General features: G+C 52.6%; 24 protein-coding genes and 1 other RNA gene. 7 read left to right on the plus strand and 18 right to left on the minus strand.

Annotation, left to right across the window (positions count from 1 at the left end):
* Positions 1-2 precede the first annotated feature (2 nt).
* The 4 genes from prfB to xerD form a co-directional block, all read right to left on the minus strand.
* A protein-coding gene (gene prfB / locus BEB54_RS16585; RefSeq protein WP_001701073.1) for a peptide chain release factor 2 occupies positions 3-1101 on the minus strand; the annotation gives its coding sequence in 2 pieces (ribosomal slippage) (positions 3-1025 and positions 1027-1101; 1098 coding nt in all).
* 90 nt (positions 1102-1191) lie between these two features.
* A complete protein-coding gene (recJ, locus tag BEB54_RS16590; RefSeq protein WP_105276709.1) occupies positions 1192-2925 on the minus strand; it encodes a single-stranded-DNA-specific exonuclease RecJ in 1734 nt (577 codons plus the stop codon).
* 5 nt (positions 2926-2930) lie between these two features.
* Entirely contained in the window at positions 2931-3641 is a 711-nt protein-coding gene (gene dsbC, locus BEB54_RS16595) for a bifunctional protein-disulfide isomerase/oxidoreductase DsbC (protein WP_105276710.1), read from the minus strand.
* Between the two features lie 24 nt (positions 3642-3665).
* Positions 3666-4562: a site-specific tyrosine recombinase XerD gene (gene xerD / locus BEB54_RS16600; protein ID WP_000806638.1), complete on the minus strand. Its 897-nt coding sequence runs from the start codon at positions 4560-4562 to the stop codon at positions 3666-3668.
* A gap of 111 nt (positions 4563-4673) precedes the next feature.
* Between xerD and fldB the strand changes: the two genes are divergently transcribed.
* The gene (gene fldB / locus BEB54_RS16605; RefSeq protein WP_001055874.1) at positions 4674-5195 is read left to right on the plus strand and encodes a flavodoxin FldB; all 522 of its coding nucleotides are present in this window, start codon (positions 4674-4676) and stop codon (positions 5193-5195) included.
* 39 nt (positions 5196-5234) lie between these two features.
* Here the strand turns inward: fldB and BEB54_RS16610 are convergent, their stop codons facing one another.
* Both BEB54_RS16610 and sdhE read right to left on the minus strand, forming a co-directional pair.
* Entirely contained in the window at positions 5235-5642 is a 408-nt protein-coding gene (locus BEB54_RS16610) for a protein YgfX (RefSeq protein ID WP_105276711.1), read from the minus strand.
* Positions 5623-5889 carry an FAD assembly factor SdhE gene (sdhE, locus tag BEB54_RS16615; protein WP_000354046.1) on the minus strand — a complete coding sequence of 89 codons (267 nt, stop codon included), beginning with the start codon at positions 5887-5889 and terminating at the stop codon, positions 5623-5625. Before sdhE ends, BEB54_RS16610 begins: the two co-directional genes overlap by 20 nt.
* A gap of 251 nt (positions 5890-6140) precedes the next feature.
* Between sdhE and ygfZ the strand changes: the two genes are divergently transcribed.
* A complete protein-coding gene (ygfZ, locus tag BEB54_RS16625) occupies positions 6141-7121 on the plus strand; it encodes a tRNA-modifying protein YgfZ (RefSeq protein ID WP_000886105.1) in 981 nt (326 codons plus the stop codon).
* Between the two features lie 194 nt (positions 7122-7315).
* Here the strand turns inward: ygfZ and trhA are convergent, their stop codons facing one another.
* Together trhA and yqfB are read right to left on the minus strand one after the other, a co-directional pair.
* Complete coding sequence (gene trhA, locus BEB54_RS16630) at positions 7316-7975, minus strand: PAQR family membrane homeostasis protein TrhA (protein ID WP_000250283.1); 660 nt, start codon at positions 7973-7975, stop codon at positions 7316-7318.
* Between the two features lie 163 nt (positions 7976-8138).
* Positions 8139-8450 carry a N(4)-acetylcytidine aminohydrolase gene (gene yqfB / locus BEB54_RS16635; protein WP_001182952.1) on the minus strand — a complete coding sequence of 104 codons (312 nt, stop codon included), beginning with the start codon at positions 8448-8450 and terminating at the stop codon, positions 8139-8141.
* A gap of 44 nt (positions 8451-8494) precedes the next feature.
* Between yqfB and bglA the strand changes: the two genes are divergently transcribed.
* Positions 8495-9928: a 6-phospho-beta-glucosidase BglA gene (bglA, locus tag BEB54_RS16640; RefSeq protein WP_143425160.1), complete on the plus strand. Its 1434-nt coding sequence runs from the start codon at positions 8495-8497 to the stop codon at positions 9926-9928.
* A gap of 56 nt (positions 9929-9984) precedes the next feature.
* Here bglA and BEB54_RS16645 read toward each other — a convergent pair whose 3' ends face one another.
* The 4 genes from BEB54_RS16645 to gcvT form a co-directional block, all read right to left on the minus strand.
* Positions 9985-10728 (minus strand): SDR family oxidoreductase, encoded by a 744-nt coding sequence (locus BEB54_RS16645; protein ID WP_000150658.1) that lies wholly within the window; start codon positions 10726-10728, stop codon positions 9985-9987.
* Between the two features lie 60 nt (positions 10729-10788).
* Entirely contained in the window at positions 10789-13662 is a 2874-nt protein-coding gene (gene gcvP, locus BEB54_RS16650; protein ID WP_000194991.1) for an aminomethyl-transferring glycine dehydrogenase, read from the minus strand.
* Positions 13663-13780: 118 nt separating this feature from the next.
* Positions 13781-14170, minus strand: coding sequence for a glycine cleavage system protein GcvH (gene gcvH / locus BEB54_RS16655; protein WP_001295377.1), 390 nt, complete (start codon positions 14168-14170; stop codon positions 13781-13783).
* A gap of 22 nt (positions 14171-14192) precedes the next feature.
* On the minus strand, positions 14193-15287 hold the full coding sequence (gcvT, locus tag BEB54_RS16660; RefSeq protein WP_000068704.1) for a glycine cleavage system aminomethyltransferase GcvT: 1095 nt from the start codon (positions 15285-15287) through the stop codon (positions 14193-14195).
* Positions 15288-15577: 290 nt separating this feature from the next.
* Here gcvT and BEB54_RS28635 point away from each other — a divergent pair, with 290 nt between their 5' ends.
* The gene (locus BEB54_RS28635; RefSeq protein ID WP_122083101.1) at positions 15578-15661 is read left to right on the plus strand and encodes a hypothetical protein; all 84 of its coding nucleotides are present in this window, start codon (positions 15578-15580) and stop codon (positions 15659-15661) included.
* A 73-nt stretch (positions 15662-15734) separates the two neighbouring features.
* On the opposite strand, the gene ubiI is transcribed toward BEB54_RS28635, so the two are convergent.
* Genes ubiI through ygfB form a run of 4 tightly spaced genes read right to left on the minus strand, consistent with a single transcriptional unit; the run spans position 15735 to position 20064 of the window.
* Positions 15735-16937, minus strand: coding sequence for an FAD-dependent 2-octaprenylphenol hydroxylase (gene ubiI / locus BEB54_RS16665; protein ID WP_001192206.1), 1203 nt, complete (start codon positions 16935-16937; stop codon positions 15735-15737).
* A gap of 22 nt (positions 16938-16959) precedes the next feature.
* Positions 16960-18138 (minus strand): 2-octaprenyl-6-methoxyphenyl hydroxylase, encoded by a 1179-nt coding sequence (gene ubiH / locus BEB54_RS16670; RefSeq protein WP_105276714.1) that lies wholly within the window; start codon positions 18136-18138, stop codon positions 16960-16962.
* A complete protein-coding gene (gene pepP, locus BEB54_RS16675) occupies positions 18135-19460 on the minus strand; it encodes a Xaa-Pro aminopeptidase (RefSeq protein WP_105276715.1) in 1326 nt (441 codons plus the stop codon). Before pepP ends, ubiH begins: the two co-directional genes overlap by 4 nt.
* 25 nt (positions 19461-19485) lie before the next feature.
* A complete protein-coding gene (gene ygfB / locus BEB54_RS16680; protein ID WP_001295378.1) occupies positions 19486-20064 on the minus strand; it encodes a UPF0149 family protein YgfB in 579 nt (192 codons plus the stop codon).
* A 167-nt stretch (positions 20065-20231) separates the two neighbouring features.
* Here ygfB and zapA point away from each other — a divergent pair, with 167 nt between their 5' ends.
* From zapA to BEB54_RS16700, 3 genes are all read left to right on the plus strand, one after another.
* Positions 20232-20561, plus strand: coding sequence for a cell division protein ZapA (gene zapA / locus BEB54_RS16690; RefSeq protein WP_001276008.1), 330 nt, complete (start codon positions 20232-20234; stop codon positions 20559-20561).
* Between the two features lie 41 nt (positions 20562-20602).
* Positions 20603-20786: non-coding RNA, 6S RNA (gene ssrS, locus BEB54_RS16695), on the plus strand.
* A 20-nt stretch (positions 20787-20806) separates the two neighbouring features.
* Positions 20807-21409, plus strand: a complete 603-nt coding sequence (locus BEB54_RS16700) for a 5-formyltetrahydrofolate cyclo-ligase (RefSeq protein WP_001604817.1) — start codon at positions 20807-20809, stop codon at positions 21407-21409.
* Positions 21410-21509: 100 nt separating this feature from the next.
* Here BEB54_RS16700 and BEB54_RS28640 read toward each other — a convergent pair whose 3' ends face one another.
* Together BEB54_RS28640 and serA are read right to left on the minus strand one after the other, a co-directional pair.
* Positions 21510-21569 carry a type I toxin-antitoxin system Ibs family toxin gene (locus BEB54_RS28640; protein WP_106883864.1) on the minus strand — a complete coding sequence of 20 codons (60 nt, stop codon included), beginning with the start codon at positions 21567-21569 and terminating at the stop codon, positions 21510-21512.
* Between the two features lie 240 nt (positions 21570-21809).
* Positions 21810-23042, minus strand: a complete 1233-nt coding sequence (gene serA, locus BEB54_RS16705) for a phosphoglycerate dehydrogenase (protein WP_001151604.1) — start codon at positions 23040-23042, stop codon at positions 21810-21812.
* Between the last annotated feature and the right edge of the window lie 173 nt (positions 23043-23215).

A 23215-nucleotide genomic window follows, 5' to 3' on the forward strand; every position in this document is an offset into this window, starting at 1 on the left:
CCTCATAACCCTGCTTTCAAACTTGCTTCGATAAATTGATCCAGGCTGCCGTCCAGCACGGCCTGCGTGTTGCGGGTTTCTACCCCGGTGCGCAGATCTTTAATGCGGGAGTCATCAAGGACATAAGAACGAATCTGGCTGCCCCAGCCGATGTCGGATTTGTTATCTTCCATCGCCTGTTTCTCGGCATTTTTCTTCTGCATCTCCAGTTCATAAAGCTTCGCTTTCATCTGCTTCATGGCCTGGTCTTTATTCTTGTGCTGGGAACGGTCGTTCTGGCACTGGGTCACGATCCCGGTTGGGATGTGAGTAATACGCACCGCAGATTCGGTACGGTTAACGTGCTGACCACCCGCGCCGGATGCGCGATAAACGTCGATGCGCAGATCCGCCGGATTGATTTCGATATCGATATCATCATCGACTTCCGGGTAAACAAACGCGGAGCTGAACGACGTGTGGCGACGACCGCCGGAGTCAAACGGGCTCTTACGCACCAGGCGGTGAACGCCAGTTTCTGTACGCAGCCAGCCGTAAGCGTAATCGCCGGAGATTTTGATAGTCACGGATTTAATACCCGCCACTTCACCTTCCGACTCTTCGATAATTTCAGTTTTGAAACCACGCGATTCAGCCCAGCGCAGATACATACGCTCAAGCATGCTCGCCCAGTCCTGTGCTTCCGTACCGCCAGAACCTGCCTGAATATCGAGGTAGCAGTCGGCGCTATCATATTCGCCAGAGAACATACGACGGAACTCAAGCTGCGCCAGTTTTTCTTCCAGGGCGTCGAGTTCAGCAACGGCTTCGTTAAAGGTTTCTTCGTCGTCAGCTTCTACAGCCAGCTCCAGCAGACCAGAAACATCTTCCAGCCCCTGTTTCATTTGGTCGAGGGTGTCGACAACGGCTTCGAGGGAGGAACGCTCTTTACCCAGCGCCTGTGCGCGTTCGGGTTCGTTCCAGACATCCGGCTGTTCCAGCTCGGCGTTTACTTCTTCCAGACGCTCTTTCTTGGCGTCATAGTCAAAGATACCCCCTAAGAACGTCGGAGCGTTCCGTGAGGTCCTGAATGCGATTATTTACCGGATTAATTTCAAACATGGTCTGATTTCTTTTATTGAGCTAGTCAAAATGCGGTGATAAGAGCGGGATTGTACCCAATCCACGCTCTTTTTTATAGATAATATGACGCTAAATTGGCCAGATATTGTCGATGATAATTTGCAGGCTGCGGTTGCCGCGAAACTCGTTGATATCCAGCTTGTAAGCCAGTTGCACTTCGCGCACGCCGTTATCCGGCCAGAGGGCGGTATCGACATTAAAAGCAATACCGTCCAGCAGCGGACCGCCGCCGACCGGTTCGACCATGACTTTCAAATGACGCTCGCCCACCAGCCGCTGTTGCAGCAGACGGAAATGACCGTCAAACAGCGGCTCCGGGAACATCTGCCCCCACGGGCCAGCATCGCGCAGCAGCTGCGCCACTTCCATGGTCATTTCGGCTGGGCTTAGCGGACCGTCTGACACCACTTCGCCTTGCAATAGCGAAGGGTCCAGCCACTCAGTAACCAGTTCGCCAAACCGTTGCTGAAAGAGTTCGAATTTATCCTCTTCCAGCGACAGGCCTGCCGCCATCGCATGACCGCCAAACTTCAGCATCATGCCGGGGTAGAGTGTGTCTAGCCGCTCCAGCGCATCACGCATATGCAGCCCCTGAATGGAGCGACCGGAACCTTTCAGCGTACCGTCACCCGCAGGCGCAAAAGCGATAACCGGACGGTGAAAACGCTCTTTAATACGCGAAGCCAGAATACCGACAACGCCCTGATGCCATTCCGGGTGATACATTGCCAGCCCGCCGGGTAGCGTGTCGCGGCTGCGCTCCAGTTTCTCGCACAGGGTCAGGGCTTCAACCTGCATTCCCTGTTCGATCTCTTTTCGCGTCTGGTTTAGCGCATCGAGTTCATTTGCCAGTACTCGCGCTTCGCCGATATTGTCGCACAGCAACAGCGCCACACCAACGGACATATCATCCAGTCTCCCGGCTGCATTGAGACGTGGCCCCAGCGCAAAACCTAAATCGCTGGCGGCGAGTTTTTGCGCATCGCGGTTGGCCACTTCCAGCAACGCTTTAATCCCTGGACGGCACTTTCCGGCACGGATGCGACTCATCCCCTGCCAGGTCAGAATGCGATTATTAGCATCCAGCGGCACGACGTCCGCCACTGTCCCCAACGCGACCAGATCCAGCAGTTCTGCCAGGTTAGGAATTGCGATGCCGCGCTCATCAAACCAGCCCTGATCGCGCAAAAAGGTGCGCAGCGCCAGCATCAGATAAAACGCCACCCCCACGCCTGCCAGTGATTTCGACGGGAAATTGCAGTCGCGCAAGTTAGGGTTAATGATCGCTTTCGCCGCGGGTAATGTTTCGCCCGGCAAATGGTGATCGGTAACAATAACCGGAATGCCCAACGATCGAGCATGTTCAACCCCCGTATGGGAGGAAATGCCGTTATCCACCGTGACAATTAACTGCGCGCCACGGGCATGGGCCTGATCGACCACTTCCGGGCTTAAGCCGTAACCGTCTTCGAAACGGTTTGGTACCAGGTAGTCGATATTGCTGCAACCAAGCGAGCGCATCGCCAGCACGCTTAGAGCCGTGCTGGTGGCACCGTCGGCGTCGAAGTCACCGACCACCATAATCCGCGTTCCTTCGCGAAAAGCGTTGTAAAGGATCTCAACGGCCTTTTCGACGCCGCTCAGTTGCTGCCAGGGCAGCATACCTTTAACACTGCGTTCCAGTTCTTGCGCACTGCGTACTCCCCGGCTGGCATATAAACGGCGCAGCAAGGGAGGCAATTCAGCGGGCAAGTCTGCCGTTTCATCGACTTCACGGCGACGAAGTTGTATCTGTTGTTTCACGCGAATTATTTACCGCTGGTCATTTTTTGGTGTTCGTCGAGGAATTCTTTCATCTCTTTCGGCGGCTGGTAACCCGGAACAAGTGTGCCATTGCTCAGCACAATTGCCGGAGTGCCACTAACGCCAAGCTGGACGCCAAGTGCGTAATGATCGGCAATATCGATATCGCAACTTGCCGGAGTGGCAGCTTTACCCGCCATCACATCATCAAACGCTTTCTTTTTATCTTTCGCACACCAGATGGCTTTCATTTGTTGCTCAGCCTGGCTCTCCAGCCCCTGGCGAGGGAAAGCAAGATAACGCACGGTGATCCCCAGCGCGTTGTAGTCTGCCATTTGCTCATGCAGTTTGTGGCAGTAACCACAGGTAATATCAGTAAACACGGTAATGACGTGTTTTTCCTGCGGCGCTTTATAAACGATCATCTCGTTTTCAAGCGCGTTCAGTTGCTTTAACAGCATCTTATTGGTGACATTGACCGGAGCCGTTCCGCTAACGTCATACATTGGCCCCTGAATGATATGTTTACCGTCATCGGTGATGTACAACACACCGCTGTTAGTCAGAACTGTCTTCATGCCAGCCACGGGTGCAGGCTGAATATCGCTGCTTTTGATGCCCATTTTGGCTAACGTCTGTTGAATTACCGCGTCATCCGCCTGAGCAAAGCCTGAAAACGCCGCCAACAACGTAAATAACATAAAACCTTTCTTCATAAATCTTCCCGTTCTTTTCAGACATCACGCCCGCGGGTGATGCTGTTGATGAAGTTGCCGCAGTCGCTCGGTAGCGACATGCGTATAAATTTGCGTGGTGGAGAGATCGCTGTGGCCCAGTAGCATCTGCACCACGCGTAAATCCGCACCATGATTTAATAAATGAGTGGCAAAAGCGTGACGCAACACATGCGGTGACAGCTTTTCGCTGTCGATACCCGCCAGCACAGCATAATGTTTAATGCGGTGCCAGAAGGTTTGTCTCGTCATCTGCTGCGCGCGCTGACTGGGAAACAACACGTCAATTGACACACCGTTTAGCAACCACGGTCGCCCGTGTTCCAGATAAGTTTCCAGCCAGTAAACCGCCTCTTCACCTAACGGCACAAGGCGTTCTTTGTTGCCTTTACCAATGACCCGCACTACGCCCTGACGCAGGCTGATATCACTCATTGTCAGCCCGACCAGTTCAGAGACTCGCAGCCCGGTAGCATACAACACTTCAAGCATGGCTTTATCGCGCAGCTCCAGTGGCTGATCAATTAATGGTGCCTGTAATAATCGTTCGACCTGCGCTTCGCTTAAATCTTTTGGCAAACGCTGGGGCAATTTCGGCGAAGCGAGATGCGCGCTGGGATCGTCTTCACGAAACTTTTCGCGATAAAGATACTGGAACAATCGGCGCACTGCACTCAGCAAACGCGCTGAGCTGGTGGCTTTATACCCACCCTCCAGCCGTTCTGCCAGTAATGCCTGCAAATCGTCACTTTGCGCCGTCGCCAGCGTCAACCCGCGGTGATGCAACCACTCCACCATCATTGACAGATCGCGACGGTATGCGTTCAACGTATTTTCAGCCAGATTTTTTTCCAGCCACAGAGCATCAAGAAACTGCTCGATGCGTGCCAGATCCTGTTTCACTTGCGCCCCTTATGGTCACTCATTTGATCCATTATGCCTTATTGTGCCGTGACTAAAGCGATTCTGATACACTAGCCGCAAAAGCCACAGCAGAATCGAGAAGCTTACGTTATGAATATGGGTCTTTTTTACGGTTCCAGCACCTGTTACACCGAAATGGCGGCAGAAAAAATCCGCGATATTATCGGCCCAGAACTGGTGACCTTACATAACCTCAAGGACGACTCCCCGAAATTAATGGAGCAGTACGATGTGCTCATTCTGGGTATCCCGACCTGGGATTTTGGCGAAATCCAGGAAGACTGGGAAGCCGTCTGGGATCAGCTCGACGACCTGAATCTCGAAGGTAAAATTGTTGCGCTGTATGGGCTTGGCGATCAACTGGGGTATGGCGAGTGGTTCCTCGATGCGCTCGGCATGCTGCATGACAAACTCTCGACCAAAGGCGTGAAGTTCGTCGGCTACTGGCCAACGGAAGGATATGAGTTCACCAGCCCGAAACCGGTGATTGCTGACGGGCAACTGTTCGTGGGTCTGGCGCTGGACGAAACTAATCAGTATGACCTTAGCGACGAGCGTATTCAGAGCTGGTGCGAGCAAATCCTCAACGAAATGGCAGAGCATTACGCCTGACGTCACTGACGGCTTAGCGCACAGGCTTTGCCGTCATCTTTATCTTTGCGTCTCTTGTTGCAACAATATCCGCCGTAAATCCCGCCATTCGTCTTCGTCCATGCTGTCGGCTGCCAGCCATAAATGTTGCCGTTTACCGCTGTCAGAACGTAAACGCAGCATCATGCCGCTCTTAATCATCCACGGCGCTTTGACGATGCTCCACTCCTGCCCTTGCCAACGCAAACGCCCGTCCATCAACAGGCGAATTTCCCCCTGGCGGGCATTAATGCGTCGCTGGCTGCGAACGCAATCAAACACCACCAGCGAAAGTAACACCATCCATAACGGGGTGTAACTTAACGGCCAGGGCATGAGTAAAATAACAGCGGCAACCAGCCCATGAATCAGCAAGGAAAGCCACTGCGCGCGCCAGGAGACGCGTAAATCAGATTGCCACAGGACCACGTTCCCGATTCCGTGTCTGGATGAGTCGGACCATCATTTCCAGTTCTGCATCGGCCGGTTTACCGTGATTCATCAGCCAGTTGAACAGATCGGGATCGTCACATTCCAGCAGACGAATAAAGATGCGTTTTTCGTCATCACTTAAGCTGTCGTACTCATGTTCGAAAAACGGCATGATTGAAATATCGAGTTCGCGCATACCACGGCGGCATGCCCAGTGAATGCGGGCTTTGTTATTAATGTCCATCTTCTTCCTGTCTCACGAAAATCCAGTACCAGGCTATTGTAACGTGTTTTTCGACTTCTTTTGCGGGAATATCAGTAAACACAATCGCGATCGCGAAATTAACCCACAATATTTCAAGGGCTTCATTTTTTTGGAAGTCGCCTCGCAAAGCATATCAGAAGGCACAGATCGCGTAGTGAAAGCACTTGCATTGCCTCATAGCTCTTTTACCATTAGTCATAAATACGCCGTTTGTAAAACAGGACTCCATTATGGCTTTTACACCTTTTCCTCCCCGTCAGCCTACGGCTTCTGCCCGTTTACCGCTGACGCTGATGACGCTTGATGACTGGGCGCTTGCCACCATTACTGGCACGGACAGCGAAAAATATATGCAGGGTCAGGTGACAGCAGATGTCAGCCAGATGACAGAAGATCAGCACCTGCTCGCCGCCCATTGCGACGCCAAAGGTAAAATGTGGAGCAATTTACGTCTGTTCCGCGACGGCGATGGCTTTGCGTGGATTGAACGGCGCAGCGTGCGCGAGTCGCAACTGACTGAACTGAAAAAATATGCGGTGTTCTCTAAAGTGACCATCGCGCCAGACGATGAACGTGTGCTGCTTGGTGTTGCCGGTTTTCAGGCACGCGCTGCGCTGGCTAACCTCTTTAGTGAATTACCTTCGAAGGAAAAGCAGGTTATCAGAGAAGGTGCGACTACCCTGCTATGGTTTGAACACCCAGCAGAACGTTTCCTGATCGTAACCGATGAAGCTACCGCCAATACGCTGACCGATAAACTGCGCGGTGAAGCGGAACTGAACAATAGCCAACAGTGGCTGGCATTAAACATTGAAGCGGGTTTTCCGGTGATTGATGCCGCCAACAGCGGGCAGTTTATCCCACAGGCGACCAACCTCCAGGCGCTGGGCGGCATCAGCTTTAAAAAAGGCTGTTATACCGGACAAGAGATGGTGGCACGAGCTAAATTCCGCGGTGCCAACAAACGTGCCCTCTGGCTGCTGGCAGGTAGCGCCAGCCGACTGCCGGAAGCGGGTGAAGATTTAGAGCTGAAAATGGGCGAGAACTGGCGTCGTACCGGTACGGTGCTGGCTGCGGTAAAACTGGAAGATGGTCAGGTCGTGGTACAGGTCGTCATGAATAACGATATGGAACCGGACAGCATCTTCCGCGTACGCGACGATATGAATACATTGCATATCGAGCCGCTGCCGTATTCGCTCGAAGAGTAAATCTCTGTATCGCTCCGGCGACTATTGCCTGATGCGACGCTGACGCGTCTTATCATGCCTGGGATTTGGTGCCTTTATCACACCAAGGACGCGGCCCGTAGGCCGGATAAGGCGTTCACGCCGCATCCGGCAGTTGCGATCCGATGCCTGATGCGACGCTGACGCGTCTTATCAGGCCTACAAAGGCACACTCATTACGCCTGCCCAATATACAAATAGATCGCCAGAAAGTGGCACACGCTGCCGCCGAGCACAAAGCCGTGCCAGATGGCATGATTGTACGGAATGCGTTTGCAGACATAGAAAATCACCCCGAGCGAATAAACCACTCCGCCTACCGCCAGTAAGGTAACGCTGCCCGCCGCGAGCTTAACGGCCATTTCATAAATCACCACCAGCGACAGCCAGCCCATCGCCAGATAAGTCACCAGAGATAAAATTTTGAATCGGTGCGCGATGGTCAGCTTGAACAGAATCCCCAACAGCGCCAGGCTCCAGATAACAATCATCAACCCGCGCGCTAACGGAGAATCCAGCCCCACCAGCAAAAACGGCGTGTAGGTTCCGGCAATCAATAGATAAATGGCACAGTGGTCAAATTTCTTCAGCCACATTTTTGCCCGTTGATGGGGAACGGCGTGATAAAGCGTCGAAGCAAGAAACAGCAGGATCATACTGCCGCCATAGAGGCTGTAACTGGTTATCGCTGTGGCGCTGGCATTGAGATCCACCGCCTGAACCAGTAACAACACCAGCCCAACGATACCAAACACCAGCCCAATGCCGTGACTGACGCTGTTGGCAATTTCCTCTGCCAGCGAATATCCCTGCTTAATGAGGGGCTTCTGAACCATAACTTACTCCGGAGAAACGTACACGCACGTGAACACTTCTCCAGCGTAACTGAGAATAGTTCCAGTGAACACCTGTTAGCTAAAATAAATTCTGATTTGAGACTAATCTCCGAAAAATCATGAAATTAAATGCGAAATTTCAACTAACAGGCGTGAGTTCAATTTAAAGGCATTTAAATTCAATCACATAAAACTGTGTCTGGCCGGGATAGATATCGGCAATGACCTTTTTCAGATCAGTCAGGGTCATATTTTCCTGCTCTGCATGTTTTTCCGTCAGTGTATCCAGCGTTACGGTTGAGGTTGCGGTGACTTCAATCGTGCAAAAATAACCGTCATCTTCAAAACGCCCGACACGAAGCACATCACCCGTTTTGAAGTGCGATTCAGACTCGTCGCGGATGGTGATGGTTTTACGCCCAGCCAGAATGTCATCCTGGAAACGTTGAAAAAAAGTGATGTCGTTTGGCTGCATGGTACTATTTCCTGTAAGAATTGACTCATCTGGAGCCTATGATAGTGAAAAAACTCACCTTACCGAAAGATTTCTTATGGGGCGGCGCAGTTGCCGCTCATCAGGTCGAAGGCGGCTGGAACAAAGGCGGCAAAGGGCCGAGCATTTGTGACCTTCTGACCGGTGGCGCACACGGCGTGCCGCGCGAAATCACCAAAGAAGTCTTGCCAGGAAAATACTATCCAAACCATGAAGCCGTTGATTTTTATGGTCACTACAAGGAAGACATCAAGCTATTTGCCGAAATGGGCTTCAAATGTTTTCGCACTTCCATCGCCTGGACGCGCATTTTCCCAAAAGGTGATGAAACTCAGCCAAACGAAGAAGGGCTGAAGTTCTACGATGATATGTTCGATGAACTGCTGAAATACAACATCGAACCGGTGATCACCCTCTCCCACTTTGAAATGCCGCTGCATCTGGTGCAGCAATACGGTAGCTGGACCAACCGTAAAGTGGTTGATTTCTTTGTACGTTTCGCGGAAGTGGTATTTGAACGCTATAAGCATAAAGTCAAATACTGGATGACCTTCAACGAAATTAACAACCAGCGTAACTGGCGTGCACCTCTGTTCGGTTACTGCTGCTCTGGCGTGGTGTATACCGAACATGAAAACCCGGAAGAGACGATGTATCAGGTGCTGCATCACCAGTTTGTCGCCAGCGCCCTGGCGGTGAAAGCCGCGCGTCGCATTAACCCGGAAATGAAAGTCGGCTGTATGCTGGCGATGGTGCCGCTTTACCCTTACTCCTGTAATCCGGACGATGTGATGTTCGCCCAGGAGTCGATGCGCGAACGCTACGTCTTTACCGATGTGCAACTGCGTGGCTATTACCCGTCCTATGTGTTGAACGAGTGGGAGCGTCGCGGATTTAACATCAAAATGGAAGAAGGCGATCTCGATGTACTGCGTGAAGGCACCTGCGATTATCTTGGTTTCAGCTATTACATGACCAACGCAGTGAAAGCCGAAGGCGGCACCGGCGATGCGATCTCTGGTTTTGAAGGCAGCGTACCGAACCCTTATGTTAAGGCTTCGGACTGGGGCTGGCAGATTGATCCGGTGGGTCTGCGTTACGCACTTTGCGAACTGTATGAGCGTTACCAGAAGCCGCTGTTTATTGTCGAAAACGGTTTTGGCGCTTACGACAAAGTGGAAGAAGATGGCAGCATCAACGACGACTACCGCATTGACTACCTGCGCGCCCATATTGAAGAGATGAAAAAAGCGGTGACTTACGATGGCGTGGATCTGATGGGCTACACACCGTGGGGTTGCATCGACTGCGTGTCGTTCACCACCGGGCAGTACAGCAAACGCTACGGCTTTATCTATGTGAATAAACATGACGACGGTACTGGCGATATGTCGCGTTCACGTAAGAAGAGCTTTAACTGGTACAAAGAGGTGATTGCCAGCAACGGCGAGAAGTTTTAAGTCGATGAAGTACCGGATGCAATACTCGTTGCATCCGGTCAGATAACTTTCCTGTTTTATTTTCCACCCGCCAAATCGATAAAACTTCCCGTGACATAAGAGGCTTTATCACTTAACAGCCAGACGATGGCCTGCGCGACCTCTTCCGCCTGTCCGCCACGCTGCATGGGGATGTTCGACTTAACGCGATCAACGCGTCCAGGTTCGCCACCGCTGGCGTGCATTTCGGTATAAATAAACCCTGGCCGCACGCCGTTAACGCGGATCCCCTGCGCGGCGACTTCCAGCGACAGCCCTGTGGTTAACGTATCAATCGCCCCTTTCGAGGCCGCATAATCAACGTATTCCCCCGGAGATCCCAGCCGTGAGGCCACTGAAGAGACGTTGACGATAGCACCGCCATTACCGCCATTTTTAAGCGCCATGCGTTTTACCGCCTCGCGGCAACAGAGAAAATATCCCGTCACATTGGTGGAAAGTACCCGGTTGATTCGCTCTGCGGTAAGGTTTTCTACGGTGCACTGGGTAAACAAGATCCCGGCGTTATTGACCAGCGCGGCTAGCGGTTCATCGTGCTGATCGATTGCTGTAAACATTGCGATGACCTGATTTTCGTCGCTGATATCCGCCTGAAGCACGAATGCCTTGCCACCGGCTTGCGTGATTAACTTCACCACTTCCTGCGCCGCGTGGAGGTTTTGCTGATAATTAACCGCCACCGTATACCCTTCTTGCGCCAACAGTAATGCAGTTGCCCGCCCGATGCCGCGACTGCCACCGGTCACAAGTGCTATAGTCATTTGTTTTCCTAAAAAAATAAAGGCGCCGAAGCGCCTTTAGAAGATAGTCGAATCAGTAAATTACTGGTATTCGCTAATCGGTACGCAGGAGCAGAACAGGTTACGGTCCCCGTAAACATCATCCAGACGTTTCACTGTCGGCCAATATTTGTCTGCCACGCCTGCCGGGAATACTGCAACTTCACGGCTGTACGGATGCGCCCACTCGGCGACCAGTTCGCTCTGAATGTGCGGCGCGTTCACCAGCGGGTTATCTTCCAGCGGCCAGACACCGGCTTTCACCTGGTCGATTTCTGCGCGGATAGACAGCATCGCATCGATAAAACGATCCAGTTCCACTTTGCTTTCAGATTCAGTCGGTTCAACCATCAGCGTCCCCGCCACCGGGAACGACATAGTCGGCGCGTGGAAACCATAGTCGATCAGGCGCTTGGCAATATCCAGCTCGCTGATGCCGGTTTCTTCTTTCAGCGGGCGAATATCGAGAATACATTCGTGCGCCACGCGGCCGTCGCGACCGGTATACAGCACCGGGAAGGCATCCTGCAGGCGGCTGGCAATATAGTTGGCGTTGAGGATTGCCACCTGGCTTGCTTTTTTCAGCCCTTCTGCGCCCATCATGCGGATGTACATCCAGCTAATTGGCAGAATAGAAGCGCTACCGAACGGTGCCGCAGAAACCGCGCCCTGACGGGTTAACATGCCTTCGATTTGCACCACACTATGACCCGGAACAAACGGTGCCAAATGCGCTTTCACGCCGATCGGTCCCATACCCGGACCACCACCGCCGTGCGGAATGCAGAAAGTTTTATGCAGGTTAAGGTGCGAAACGTCCGCGCCAATAAAGCCCGGCGAAGTGATGCCAACCTGGGCGTTCATGTTCGCGCCATCAAGGTAAACCTGACCGCCGAACTGATGCACGATTTCACACACTTCACGGATCGTTTCTTCGTACACGCCGTGGGTGGAAGGATAGGTCACCATAATGCAGGAGAGATTATCGCCCGCCTGCTCCGCTTTCGCGCGCAGGTCAGTCAGATCGATGTTGCCGTTTTTATCACACGCCACAACCACCACCTGCATTCCTGCCATATGCGCGGAAGCTGGGTTAGTGCCATGCGCAGAAGCCGGGATCAGGCAGATATCGCGATGTCCTTCGTTGCGGCTTTCATGATAATGACGAATCGCCAGCAGCCCCGCGTATTCGCCCTGAGCGCCAGAGTTCGGCTGCATACAGACGGCGTCGTAACCGGTCAGTTTCACCAGCCAGTCAGCCAGTTGGGCGATCATCTGCTGATAACCTTCGGCCTGTTCCGGCGGGCAGAACGGGTGCAGTTCGGCAAATTCCGGCCAGGTGATTGGGATCATCTCGGCGGCGGCGTTCAGTTTCATGGTGCAGGAACCCAGCGGGATCATCGCCTGATTCAGCGCCAGATCTTTACGCTCCAGCGAGTGCATATAGCGCATCATTTCGGTTTCGCTGTGGTAGCGATTAAATACCGGATGGGTGAGAATTTCGTCATCGCGCAGCATTGCAGGCTGAATAGAACGGCTGTCGTGAGCCACGTCTTTGTCCAGCGTGTCGATGTCCAGTCCGTGATTATCGCCCAGCAGTACGCTGAAAAGCTGCATCACGTTTTCGCGCGTGGTGGTTTCATCAAGGGTGATCCCAACCGCATTCAGAATATCGCTACGCAGGTTGATTTCAGCCGCTTCGGCACGCGCCAGCACGCCCGCTTTGTCGGCCACTTCCACACACAAAGTATCGAAATAGTGCGCATGGCGCAGCTTCAGACCTTTTTGTTGCAGGCCTGCCGCCAGGATATCGGTCAGACGGTGAATGCGGTTAGCGATACGTTTCAGGCCAACCGGGCCGTGATAAACGGCATACAGGCTGGCGATGTTTGCCAGCAGTACCTGGGAAGTACAAATGTTGGAGTTCGCTTTCTCACGGCGAATATGTTGCTCGCGAGTCTGCATCGCCATGCGCAGCGCGGTATTGCCCGCAGCATCTTTCGATACACCAATAATACGGCCCGGCATTGAGCGTTTGTATTCATCTTTCGCCGCAAAGAATGCCGCATGTGGGCCACCGTAGCCCATCGGTACGCCAAAGCGTTGCGCCGACCCAAAGACAATATCCGCGCCCTGTTTACCCGGCGCGGTTAACAGCACCAGCGCCATAATATCGGCGGCGACGCTGACCACAATTTTGCGTGATTTCAGTTCGCTGATAAGCGCAGTGTAGTCGTGAATTTCACCGGTAGTGCCAACCTGCTGTAACAGCACGCCGAAGACGTCCTGGTGATCGAGCACTTTTTGTGCATCATCGACAATCACTTCAAAACCAAAGGTTTCTGCGCGTGTACGTACTACATCTAAAGTTTGCGGATGCACGTCAGAAGCAACGAAGAAGCGGTTGGCATTTTTCAGTTTACTGACGCGTTTTGCCATCGCCATTGCTTCGGCGGCAGCGGTGGCTTCATCCAACAAAGAAGCAGAGGCCATATCCAGCCCGGTCAAATCCAGCGTTACCTGCTGGAAGTTAAGCAGTGCTTCAAGGCGGCCCTGGGAGACTTCAGGTTGATACGGAGTATACGCGGTATACCAGCCCGGATTTTCCAGCATGTTACGCAGGATAACCGGCGGTAGCTGCACGGCGGTGTAACCCATGCCGATGTAAGACGTGAAGCGTTTATTGCGACTGGCAATAGCCTTGAGTTCCGCCAGTGCGGCGTATTCGGTCGCCGGTGCGCCAACCTGCGGTGGTATCGCAAGCTGAATATCTTTCGGCACAATCTGGCCGGTCAGCGCGTTTAACGATTGTGCGCCAACGGCATTCAGCATTTCTTGCTGTTGCGCGGCGTCCGGTCCGATATGGCGTTCAATAAAAGCGCCGCTGTTTTCAAGCTGGCTTAACGTCTGTGTCATGAGCGATGGTTCCTGAAACGTGCAGTGAATTGTGAACCTCTCTCCTTGCGAAGAGAGTGAGGGTGAGGCGTAAATGTTCCTCACCCTAATCCTCTTCCGCAGAAGAGGAATAAAGCCGTTACTCGTCTTCTAACAATGCTTCGTATGCGGTCGCATCCAGCAGTGATTCCAGTTCGCTTTCATCGCTGGCTTTGATTTTGAAGATCCAGCCGCCTGCATACGGTTCGCTGTTCACCAGTTCCGGAGAATCGCTCAGTGCGTCGTTTACCGCCACGATTTCACCGCTTACTGGCGCATAAATGTCTGACGCCGCTTTTACCGATTCGGCAACCGCGCAGTCATCGCCCGCGCTTACCGTTGCGCCCACTTCCGGCAGGTCAACAAACACCATATCGCCTAACAGCTCCTGAGCGTGCTCAGTGATGCCAACCGTGTAAGTGCCGTCGGCTTCTTTACGCAGCCATTCGTGTTCTTTGCTGTATTTCAGTTCTGCTGGTACGTTGCTCATCAATTAATCTCCAAAAAGTAAATCACGCGACGGCTTTGCCGTTACGCACAAAAACAGGTTTCGTCACTTTTACCGGCATTTCACGGTTGCGAATTTGCACAATCGCCGTTTCGCCAATACCTTCCGGCACGCGTGCCAGCGCAATGCTGTAACCCAACGTCGGGGAGAAAGTACCGCTGGTGATAATGCCTTCATGCTGATTGCCCTGCGCATCGGTAAAACGTACCGGCAGTTCATTACGCAGCACGCCTTTTTCGGTCATCACCAGACCAACCAGTTTTTCTGTGCCATGTTCACGCTGCGCTTCCAGAGCTTCACGACCGATAAAGTCACGATCAGTCGGTTCCCAGGCGATGGTCCAGCCCATGTTGGCTGCTAAAGGAGAAATGGTTTCGTCCATCTCCTGACCATAAAGATTCATACCCGCTTCCAGACGCAGTGTGTCACGAGCGCCCAGACCGCAGGGCTTAACGCCCGCTTCCACCAGCGCACGCCAGAAATCCGCCGCTTTTTCATTGGGCAGCGCAATTTCGTAGCCCGCTTCACCGGTATAACCGGTGGTGGCAATAAACAGATCGCCAGCCTGCACGCCAAAGAAGGGTTTCATCCCTTCCACCGCCTGACGCTGAGCATCATTAAACAGTGTGGCAGCTTTTGCCTGCGCATTCGGTCCTTGAACGGCAATCATGGAAAGGTCATCACGAACGGTAATTTCGATACCGAAGGGTTCAGCGTGTTGGGTAATCCAGGAGAGGTCTTTTTCGCGGGTGGCGGAGTTAACAACGAGGCGGAAGAAATCTTCAGTAAAGTAGTAGACGATAAGGTCATCTATCACACCGCCAGAGGCATTCAACATCCCCGAGTAAAGGGCTTTGCCGCTTTTGGTGAGCTTCGCCACATCGTTCGCCAGCAGATAACGCAGAAACTCCCTGGTGCGACTGCCGCGAAGATCGACGATGGTCATATGTGACACATCAAACATTCCGGCATCGGTACGTACCGCATGATGTTCGTCGATTTGCGAACCGTAATGCAGCGGCATCATCCAGCCGTGGAAATCCACCATGCGAGCGCCGCAAAGCGTGTGTTGTTCGTACAAAGGAGTCTGTTGTGCCATCTTGTCCTCATTGAATAAGCGGGGCTGACAACTTTTTCATGGTGAAATTATCACCACGAAACCCAGCATCGGAGCCACTCCCGGTCCCCAACGCAATCGTTCTCTTTTCCCTGAACTTACCACCGAAACAGACTGTTAACCATAAGGTAAAATTGATCATCACATTAGCTTATGGTTAAAAAACGCCTAAATCACAACAGAATAAAAAACCAAAAAAAGAACCAATCTCTATACAAAGATAATTAGATGAGAAAGTTAATTTGAATAAGGCAACATTAAGAACTGAAAAAATGTCAAAAAACACCAAATCAAAAATTCGTGGCATTAGAAAATATAATGCGAAATCGCAGGTGAAATTAGTTTATTTCAAATGAGGAAAATCTCCCGGCGAAAAAACCGGGAGATGAAAGTGTGATGGGTATCAAATAAACAGCAGTAGAGAAATTTTTAGCGCAGCCATTCAGGCAAATCGTTTAATCCCATTGCCTGACGAATAAGTTGTGGCTTAACGCCAGGAAGCGTGTCGGCCAGTTTCAGGCCAATATCACGCAGCAGTTTTTTCGCCGGATTAGCCCCGGAAAACAGATCGCGGAATCCCTGCATACCTGCCAGCATCAGCGCCGCACTGTGCTTGCGGCTACGCTCATAGCGACGCAGGTAAATGTACTGCCCGATGTCTTTACCCTGACGATGCAACCGTTTCAGTTCAGCAATCAGCTCTGCAGCATCCATAAAGCCGAGATTCACCCCCTGCCCCGCCAACGGGTGAATGGTATGTGCGGCGTCGCCCACCAGCGCCAGACGGTGCGCGGCAAACTGGCGCGCATAACGCCCAGTCAGCGGGAACACCAGGCGTTCACTCTCAACCTTGCATAAGCCCAGGCGATTATCAAAAGCGATATTTAACTCGCGGTTAAATTCGTCTTCACCTGCCTGCTGCATCCGCTGTGCTTCCTCTGGGGACAGTGACCAGACAATTGAGCAAAGATGCGGATCGCTAAGCGGCAAAAAGGCCAGAATGCCTTCGCCATGGAAAACCTGTCGCGCCACCGCATCATGCGGTTCTTCCGTGCGAATGGTCGCCACCAGCGCGTGATGCTGATAATCCCAGAAAGTCAGCGGAATATCGGCTTTGTTGCGCAACCAGGAATTAGCGCCGTCTGCGCCAATTACCAGACGCGCCGTTAACATGCTGCCGTCTTTCAGCGTCAGGAAGGTTTCGTTCTCTCCCCAGGCGACCTGCTGTAATTCTGCAGGGGCTAACAGGCTGATATCTGAGGACTGCTGTGCTTTGTTCCACAGCGCGTAGTGAATGACTGAATTTTCAACGATATGCCCAAGATGGCTATAGCCCATGCTTTGATCGTCAAACGAAATGTGACCAAAACTGTCTTTGTCCCACACATCCATGCCGTGATAGCAACTGGCTCTGCGGGAGAGAATCTCCTGCCAGACGCCAAGACGGGTGAGTAATTTTTCGCTGGCGGCATTGATAGCCGAAACGCGCAGTTGTGGTGGTGCATCCGCCGCCAGGGGTTCCGGTACGCGCTGCTCCAGTACGGCAACGCGTAAGCCGCTCCCCTGTAAGCCGCAGGCAACCGCCAGCCCCACCATGCCGCCGCCAACAATGGCTACATCAACACTTTGCATTGTTTATTCCTTAAAACCGCCTTCAACGCGCCACCCAACCGAGGGTGCGCTGCGCCAGCACATCGCGTGCCGGAGTGAATAATTCCATTGCCATCAGCCCGATGTTGCGCCCGACAACCAGCGGCGTCCAACGGTTGGCAAAAAGATGTACAAGGCTGTCCGTGACGCCGATGGTTGCTTCTCGATCGCTCTGCCGACGCTGCTGATAACGGCACAATACGCCGTAATCACCGATGTCATCTTCACGTGCCTGAGCCTGAGTCAGCGTTTCCGCAAGGCTCATCACATCCCGCATACCGAGGTTGAACCCTTGCCCGGCAATCGGGTGCAGAGTTTGCGCCGCATTGCCCACCAGCACGGTACGATGGGTAATAGGTCTGGCGGCGCGGGTTAACGCCAGCGGGTAAGCACTGCGTTTACCAGCGTGGGTAATTTTCCCAAGTCGCCAACCAAAGGCCGACTGGAGTTCACGGCAAAACGTCTCGTCGCTCCACGACAGCACCTCTTCGCGCCGTTCCAGTGGATGACACCAGACCAGCGAACAGCGTCCGTCAGACATCGGCAACATCGCCAACGGGCCATATTGTGTGAAACGCTCAAACGCCCGGCCTTCGTGCGCAACGGAAGTCGCAACGTTCGCAATCACGGCCAGTTGTTCGTAAGGCTCCTGCTGCCAGTCAACACCGCACGCGGTGGCTAACGCGGAATGGGTGCCATCAGCGGCTACCAGCACGCAGCCCGTCAGCGTCTCGCCACTCTCCAGCGTCACTTCAACGTGACTCTGAGCACGGGCAACGTTAGCCACGCGATCAGGGCAATGCAGCGTTACGCCAGGTGCTTTGCGCAGTAATGCAAACAGCCGTTGCCCGACATTATGCAATTCGACAACCTGCCCCAGCGCCGCCAGTTGGTAATCTTCTGCGGCGAGGGTGACGAATCCGGCATGACCACGATCGCTGACATGCACGCTGGTGATGGCGGTTGCGCAATCAGCCAGAGATTGCCAGACGCCGATGCGCGCCAGTTGCTGACAAGTACCCGCCGCCAGCGCAATAGCTCGTCCATCAAAGCCCGGATGAGCATGTGACTCTGGCGCGGTCGCTTCAATCAAATGTACCGGCAGCGCCCCGTGACTTAACCGGGAAATAGCCAGCGCCAGCGTCGCGCCCGCCATGCCGCCACCGACGATGATTACGCTCATTGCTTTCTCGCAGCTGCCATCAACGCTTCGATTTCTTCCGGCTTTTTCACCACGCTGGCGGTGAGGTTTTCGTTACCGGTTTCGGTAATCACAATGTCGTCTTCAATACGAATGCCGATACCGCGATATTGTTCTGGCACTTCTGCATCCGGCGCAATATACAGCCCCGGCTCTACGGTCAGTACCATGCCCGGTTCCAGAATGCGCGAGCGATCCTGACCATAAATACCAACATCATGGACATCCAGACCTAACCAGTGGCTAAGGCCATGCATAAAGAAAGGACGATGGGCGTTCTGAGCGATCAGTTCATCAACATCACCTTTCAGGATGCCGAGTTTTACCAGGCCGCTAACCATGATGCGCACCACTTCACCAGTGACTTCCTGAATGGAAGTTCCCGGACGATACAGCCGCAGGCTGGTTTCAAGAGACTCCAGCACAATGTCGTAGATTTCACGCTGGGCCTGGGTGAATTTGCCGTTGACCGGGAAGGTGCGGGTAATATCGCCCGCGTAACCTTTGTATTCACAACCCGCGTCAATCAACACCAGGTCACCGTCGCGCAGTTCACTCTCGTTTTCGGTGTAGTGCAGAATGCAGCCGTTTTCACCGCTGCCGACAATGGTGTTATAGGAAGGATAGCGCGCACCGTGGCGGTTAAATTCGTGGTGAATTTCGCCTTCCAGGTGGTACTCGAACATTCCCGGACGGCATTTTTCCATCGCCCGGGTATGCGCCAGGGCGGTGATTTCCCCCGCGCGGCGAAGTACGGCAATCTCTTCTGGTGATTTGAACAGGCGCATTTCATGAACAATGGGACGCCAGTCGATCATCGTTGCCGGGGCGGTGAGATTCTGTCGCGAACCTTTACGCAGTTTTTCAAGCGCGCTGTTCACGATTTCATCAGCATATGCATATTCGCCCTGGGCGTGGTACACCACATCCAGACCATTAAGTAGTTGATAAAGTTGCTGATTGATTTCGCTGAACGCCAGTGCGCGATCAACGCCCAGTTTATCCGGTGCAGCATCCTGACCTAAGCGGCGACCAAACCAGATCTCTGCCGTCAGGTCGCGTACGCGGTTAAACAGAACGCTGTGGTTATGAGTGTCATCACTTTTAATCAGCACCAGCACCGCTTCCGGTTCGTTAAAGCCGGTGAAGTACCAGAAGTCACTGTTCTGACGATAGGGGTATTCGCTGTCGGCGCTACGTGTTACTTCTGGTGCAGCAAAAATCAGCGCGGCGCTGCCGGGTTGCATTTGCTCCACCAGGGCCTGACGGCGACGCTGAAACTCTTGCCGGGATATCTCACTCATAACACTCTCCTTACGTTTTTTGTTTTTAGTGTAGAGTCGGTTTTTGTACTTCTGGCGCGGTCGGTTGCGGATGAGTAAAGGTGTCGTGGCATAACAGCGCGGCAACACGGACGTACTCGATGATCTCTTCAAGCGACATTTCCAGCTCTTCCTGATCTTCGTCTTCGTCGTAGCCCAGCTGCGCGATGTTACGCAGATCGTCGATGGCTTCACCGGTTTCGCCGGTCACTTTGTCCAGCTTCGGTTGCGTAACGCCAAGACCAAGCAGGAAGTGATTAACCCAACCTGCCAGCGCATCAGCCCGATCGAAAACGCTGACATCATCGCCATCAGGCAGATAAAGCTGAAAAAGGAAGCCGTCATCCTGCAGGGCATCGCTGGTAGCAGAGTGCATTTTGCGCAATGCCTGTGCCAGCTCATGACCGAAAGCCATGCCTTCGTTCGTCAGGTCGTGAAGCAGCGGCAGCCATGAGCTGTCATCGTTACCACCACATATCATCCCACTGATTAAACCATGCATCTCAGCAGGGGTCAGACCCGTCCCTTGTTGGTTCAGATACTGGTTCATTTCGTTGTAACCAGGCATTTCGTTCTGTATAGACATAAGCATTCGTCGTCAAAGGGAGGAATATTCATGATATGCTACCACTTTGGGCCCTGGTGGACCAGAAAAGGGCTTGTCTCTTCTCATCAGGGTAGCTATAGTGTCGCCCCTTCGCAGACCATGGGTCTAAAGACGAAGGCAGCGCAGTCAATCAGCAGGAAGGTGGCATGTCTGCACAACCCGTCGATATCCAAATTTTTGGCCGTTCACTGCGTGTGAACTGCCCGCCTGACCAAAGGGATGCGTTGAATCAGGCAGCGGACGATCTGAACCAACGGTTGCAAGATCTGAAAGAACGCACTAGAGTCACAAATACTGAACAGTTGGTCTTCATTGCCGCATTGAATATCAGCTATGAGTTAGCGCAAGAAAAAGCGAAGACTCGTGACTACGCGGCAAGTATGGAACAGCGTATTCGGATGCTGCAGCAGACCATAGAACAAGCGTTACTTGAACAAGGTCGCATCACCGAAAAAACTAACCAAAACTTTGAATGACACTTTTCGGTTTACTGTGGTAGAGTAACCGTGAAGACAAAATTTCTCTGAGATGTTCGCAAGCGGGCCAGTCCCCTGAGCCGATATTTCATACCACAAGAATGTGGCGCTCCGCGGTTGGTGAGCATGCTCGGTCCGTCCGAGAAGCCTTAAAACTGCGACGACACATTCACCTTGAACCAAGGGTTCAAGGGTTACAGCCTGCGGCGGCATCTCGGAGATTCCCTTCTTATCTGGCACCAGCCATGACGCAACTACCAGAACTCCCACTGACATTATCCCGACAAGAAATCCGCAAAATGATTCGGCAACGTCGTCGTGCGTTAACGCCGGAACAACAGCAGGAAATGGGTCAACAAGCCGCTACCCGGATGATGACGTATCCCCCGGTGGTGATGGCACATACGGTCGCTGTATTCCTCTCTTTTGATGGCGAACTCGACACCCAGCCACTCATAGAACAACTCTGGCGCGCCGGTAAGCGCGTATATCTTCCAGTTTTGCATCCCTTTAGTGCCGGTAATTTGCTGTTCCTGAATTACCATCCGCAAAGCGAACTGGTGATGAACAGGTTGAAGATCCATGAGCCAAAACTGGATGTGCGTGACGTGCTACCCCTTTCCCGATTAGACGTGTTGATCACACCGCTGGTCGCCTTTGATGAGTACGGTCAGCGCCTGGGAATGGGCGGTGGTTTTTATGATCGGACCTTACAGAACTGGCAGCGCTATCAAATGCAACCGGTGGGTTATGCGCATGATTGTCAGTTGGTGGAAAAACTCCCCGTTGAAGAGTGGGATATCCCACTTCCTGCGGTGGTTACACCGTCGAAAGTCTGGGAGTGGTAAGGGCGACACACCTGCATCGCCCTGATTGACATCGTTGATTCTTTAACCTAATTTAGTGAGTAAGGGTAAGGGAGGATGACTCCTCCCCTGTGACTGACTGTTAATAAGCTGGCAAACTTATGAGTAACAGTACAATCAGTATGATGGCAAGTCGCATCATAACCCTTCTCCTTCAAGCCCTCGCTTCGGTGAGGGCTTTACCGTTACAGCCCCATGCTGCCCTGCCATCGTAAACTCTCTTTAAATAAGCACAACGCATTGATCTGGCTTTGATTTATTTCTTCGAGCAGACTCGCAAAGGCAATTGCAGCGCACTACAAATGGCAGTGACATGCGCGGGAAAAGGGATAAAAAAACGGGCAAGTCAGTGACCTGCCCGTTAATTTTCAGAGAAGGGGAATTAGTACAGCAGACGGGCGCGAATGGTGCCCGGAATAGCTTTCATTGCCTGCAGCGCTTTTTCGGCAACGTCTTCGTCAGCTTCAATATCAATAACCACATAACCCATCTGCGCTGAGGTTTGCAGATACTGTGCAGCGATGTTAACGCCCTGCTCGGCAAAGATTTTGTTCAGCGCAGTCAGCACGCCCGGACGGTTTTCGTGGATGTGCATCAGACGACGCCCACCATGCAGTGGCAGCGAGACTTCCGGGAAGTTCACTGCAGAGAGCGTTGAGCCATTGTCAGAATACTTGATCAATTTACCCGCAACTTCCAGGCCGATATTCTCCTGCGCTTCCTGAGTCGAACCGCCAATATGTGGCGTCAGAAGGACGTTGTCGAATTCACACAGCGGAGAGGTAAATGGATCGCTGTTGGTCGCCGGTTCCGTCGGGAAGACATCGATTGCCGCACCTGCCAGGTGTTTGCTCGCCAGCGCGTCACACAGCGCCGGAATATCCACCACCGTTCCGCGCGAGGCATTAATCAGCAACGAGCCGGGCTTCATTAGTGAAATCTCTTTCGCGCCCATCATATTTTTGGTAGACGGATTCTCTGGCACATGCAAACTCACCACATCGCTCATATTCAGCAGATCAGAAAGATGCTGTACCTGAGTGGCGTTGCCCAGCGGTAGTTTGTTTTCAATATCATAAAAGTAAACATACATTCCCAGCGATTCAGCCAGAATGCCCAACTGTGTACCAATATGACCATAGCCGATGATACCCAGCTTTTTGCCGCGCGCTTCAAAAGAGCCAGCTGCCAGCTTGTTCCAGACACCACGGTGTGCTTTAGCGTTGGCTTCCGGTACGCCGCGCAATAGCAGGAGAAGTTCGCCAATTACCAACTCCGCAACAGAGCGCGTATTGGAGAACGGTGCGTTAAATACCGGGATCCCGCGTTTTGCAGCTGCATCCAGATCAACCTGGTTTGTTCCGATACAGAAACAGCCAATAGCGACCAGTTTTTCTGCGGCGTTGATCACGTCTTCAGTCAGATGGGTACGGGATCGCAGGCCGATGAAGTGGGCATCGCGGATGGATTCTTTTAATTGTTCATCATCCAGCGCGCCTTTGTGAAATTCGATGTTGGTGTAACCCGCTGCACGAAGGCTTTCAAGCGCCTTTTGGTGCACGCCTTCTACCAGCAGAAACTTAATCTTGTCTTTCTCCAGCGATACCTTTGCCATTTACCCAATCCTGTCTTTTGAAATGTTGTGTGCGGATTTGCATCCGCCTTTCAACATATCAAAAAATAATATTGCGGCAATATGAACGTTTGCGTCGCGATGTTGAGGAAATATCACGCAAAGGTATTTCTTGGATGAATATGCTGGTTCAGAGGATTTATTTAGAGCAATCG

Source organism: Escherichia sp. MOD1-EC6021 (genome assembly GCF_002965245.1).
GTDB classification, from domain to species: Bacteria; Pseudomonadota; Gammaproteobacteria; order Enterobacterales; family Enterobacteriaceae; genus Escherichia; species Escherichia coli_F.

Bases quoted from the DNA above. Each gene is read 5' to 3' on its own strand.
- dsbC (WP_105276710.1), bottom strand. From the start codon at position 3,641: ATGAAGAAAGGTTTTATGTTATTTACGTTGTTGGCGGCGTTTTCAGGC.
- fldB (WP_001055874.1), top strand. From the start codon at position 4,674: ATGAATATGGGTCTTTTTTACGGTTCCAGCACCTGTTACACCGAAATG.
- sdhE (WP_000354046.1), bottom strand. From the start codon at position 5,889: ATGGACATTAATAACAAAGCCCGCATTCACTGGGCATGCCGCCGTGGT.
- ygfZ (WP_000886105.1), top strand. From the start codon at position 6,141: ATGGCTTTTACACCTTTTCCTCCCCGTCAGCCTACGGCTTCTGCCCGT.
- trhA (WP_000250283.1), bottom strand. From the start codon at position 7,975: ATGGTTCAGAAGCCCCTCATTAAGCAGGGATATTCGCTGGCAGAGGAA.
- yqfB (WP_001182952.1), bottom strand. From the start codon at position 8,450: ATGCAGCCAAACGACATCACTTTTTTTCAACGTTTCCAGGATGACATT.
- BEB54_RS16645 (WP_000150658.1), bottom strand. From the start codon at position 10,728: ATGACTATAGCACTTGTGACCGGTGGCAGTCGCGGCATCGGGCGGGCA.
- gcvP (WP_000194991.1), bottom strand. From the start codon at position 13,662: ATGACACAGACGTTAAGCCAGCTTGAAAACAGCGGCGCTTTTATTGAA.
- gcvH (WP_001295377.1), bottom strand. From the start codon at position 14,170: ATGAGCAACGTACCAGCAGAACTGAAATACAGCAAAGAACACGAATGG.
- gcvT (WP_000068704.1), bottom strand. From the start codon at position 15,287: ATGGCACAACAGACTCCTTTGTACGAACAACACACGCTTTGCGGCGCT.
- BEB54_RS28635 (WP_122083101.1), top strand. From the start codon at position 15,578: ATGTCAAAAAACACCAAATCAAAAATTCGTGGCATTAGAAAATATAAT.
- ubiI (WP_001192206.1), bottom strand. From the start codon at position 16,937: ATGCAAAGTGTTGATGTAGCCATTGTTGGCGGCGGCATGGTGGGGCTG.
- ubiH (WP_105276714.1), bottom strand. From the start codon at position 18,138: ATGAGCGTAATCATCGTCGGTGGCGGCATGGCGGGCGCGACGCTGGCG.
- pepP (WP_105276715.1), bottom strand. From the start codon at position 19,460: ATGAGTGAGATATCCCGGCAAGAGTTTCAGCGTCGCCGTCAGGCCCTG.
- ygfB (WP_001295378.1), bottom strand. From the start codon at position 20,064: ATGTCTATACAGAACGAAATGCCTGGTTACAACGAAATGAACCAGTAT.
- zapA (WP_001276008.1), top strand. From the start codon at position 20,232: ATGTCTGCACAACCCGTCGATATCCAAATTTTTGGCCGTTCACTGCGT.
- BEB54_RS16700 (WP_001604817.1), top strand. From the start codon at position 20,807: ATGACGCAACTACCAGAACTCCCACTGACATTATCCCGACAAGAAATC.
- serA (WP_001151604.1), bottom strand. From the start codon at position 23,042: ATGGCAAAGGTATCGCTGGAGAAAGACAAGATTAAGTTTCTGCTGGTA.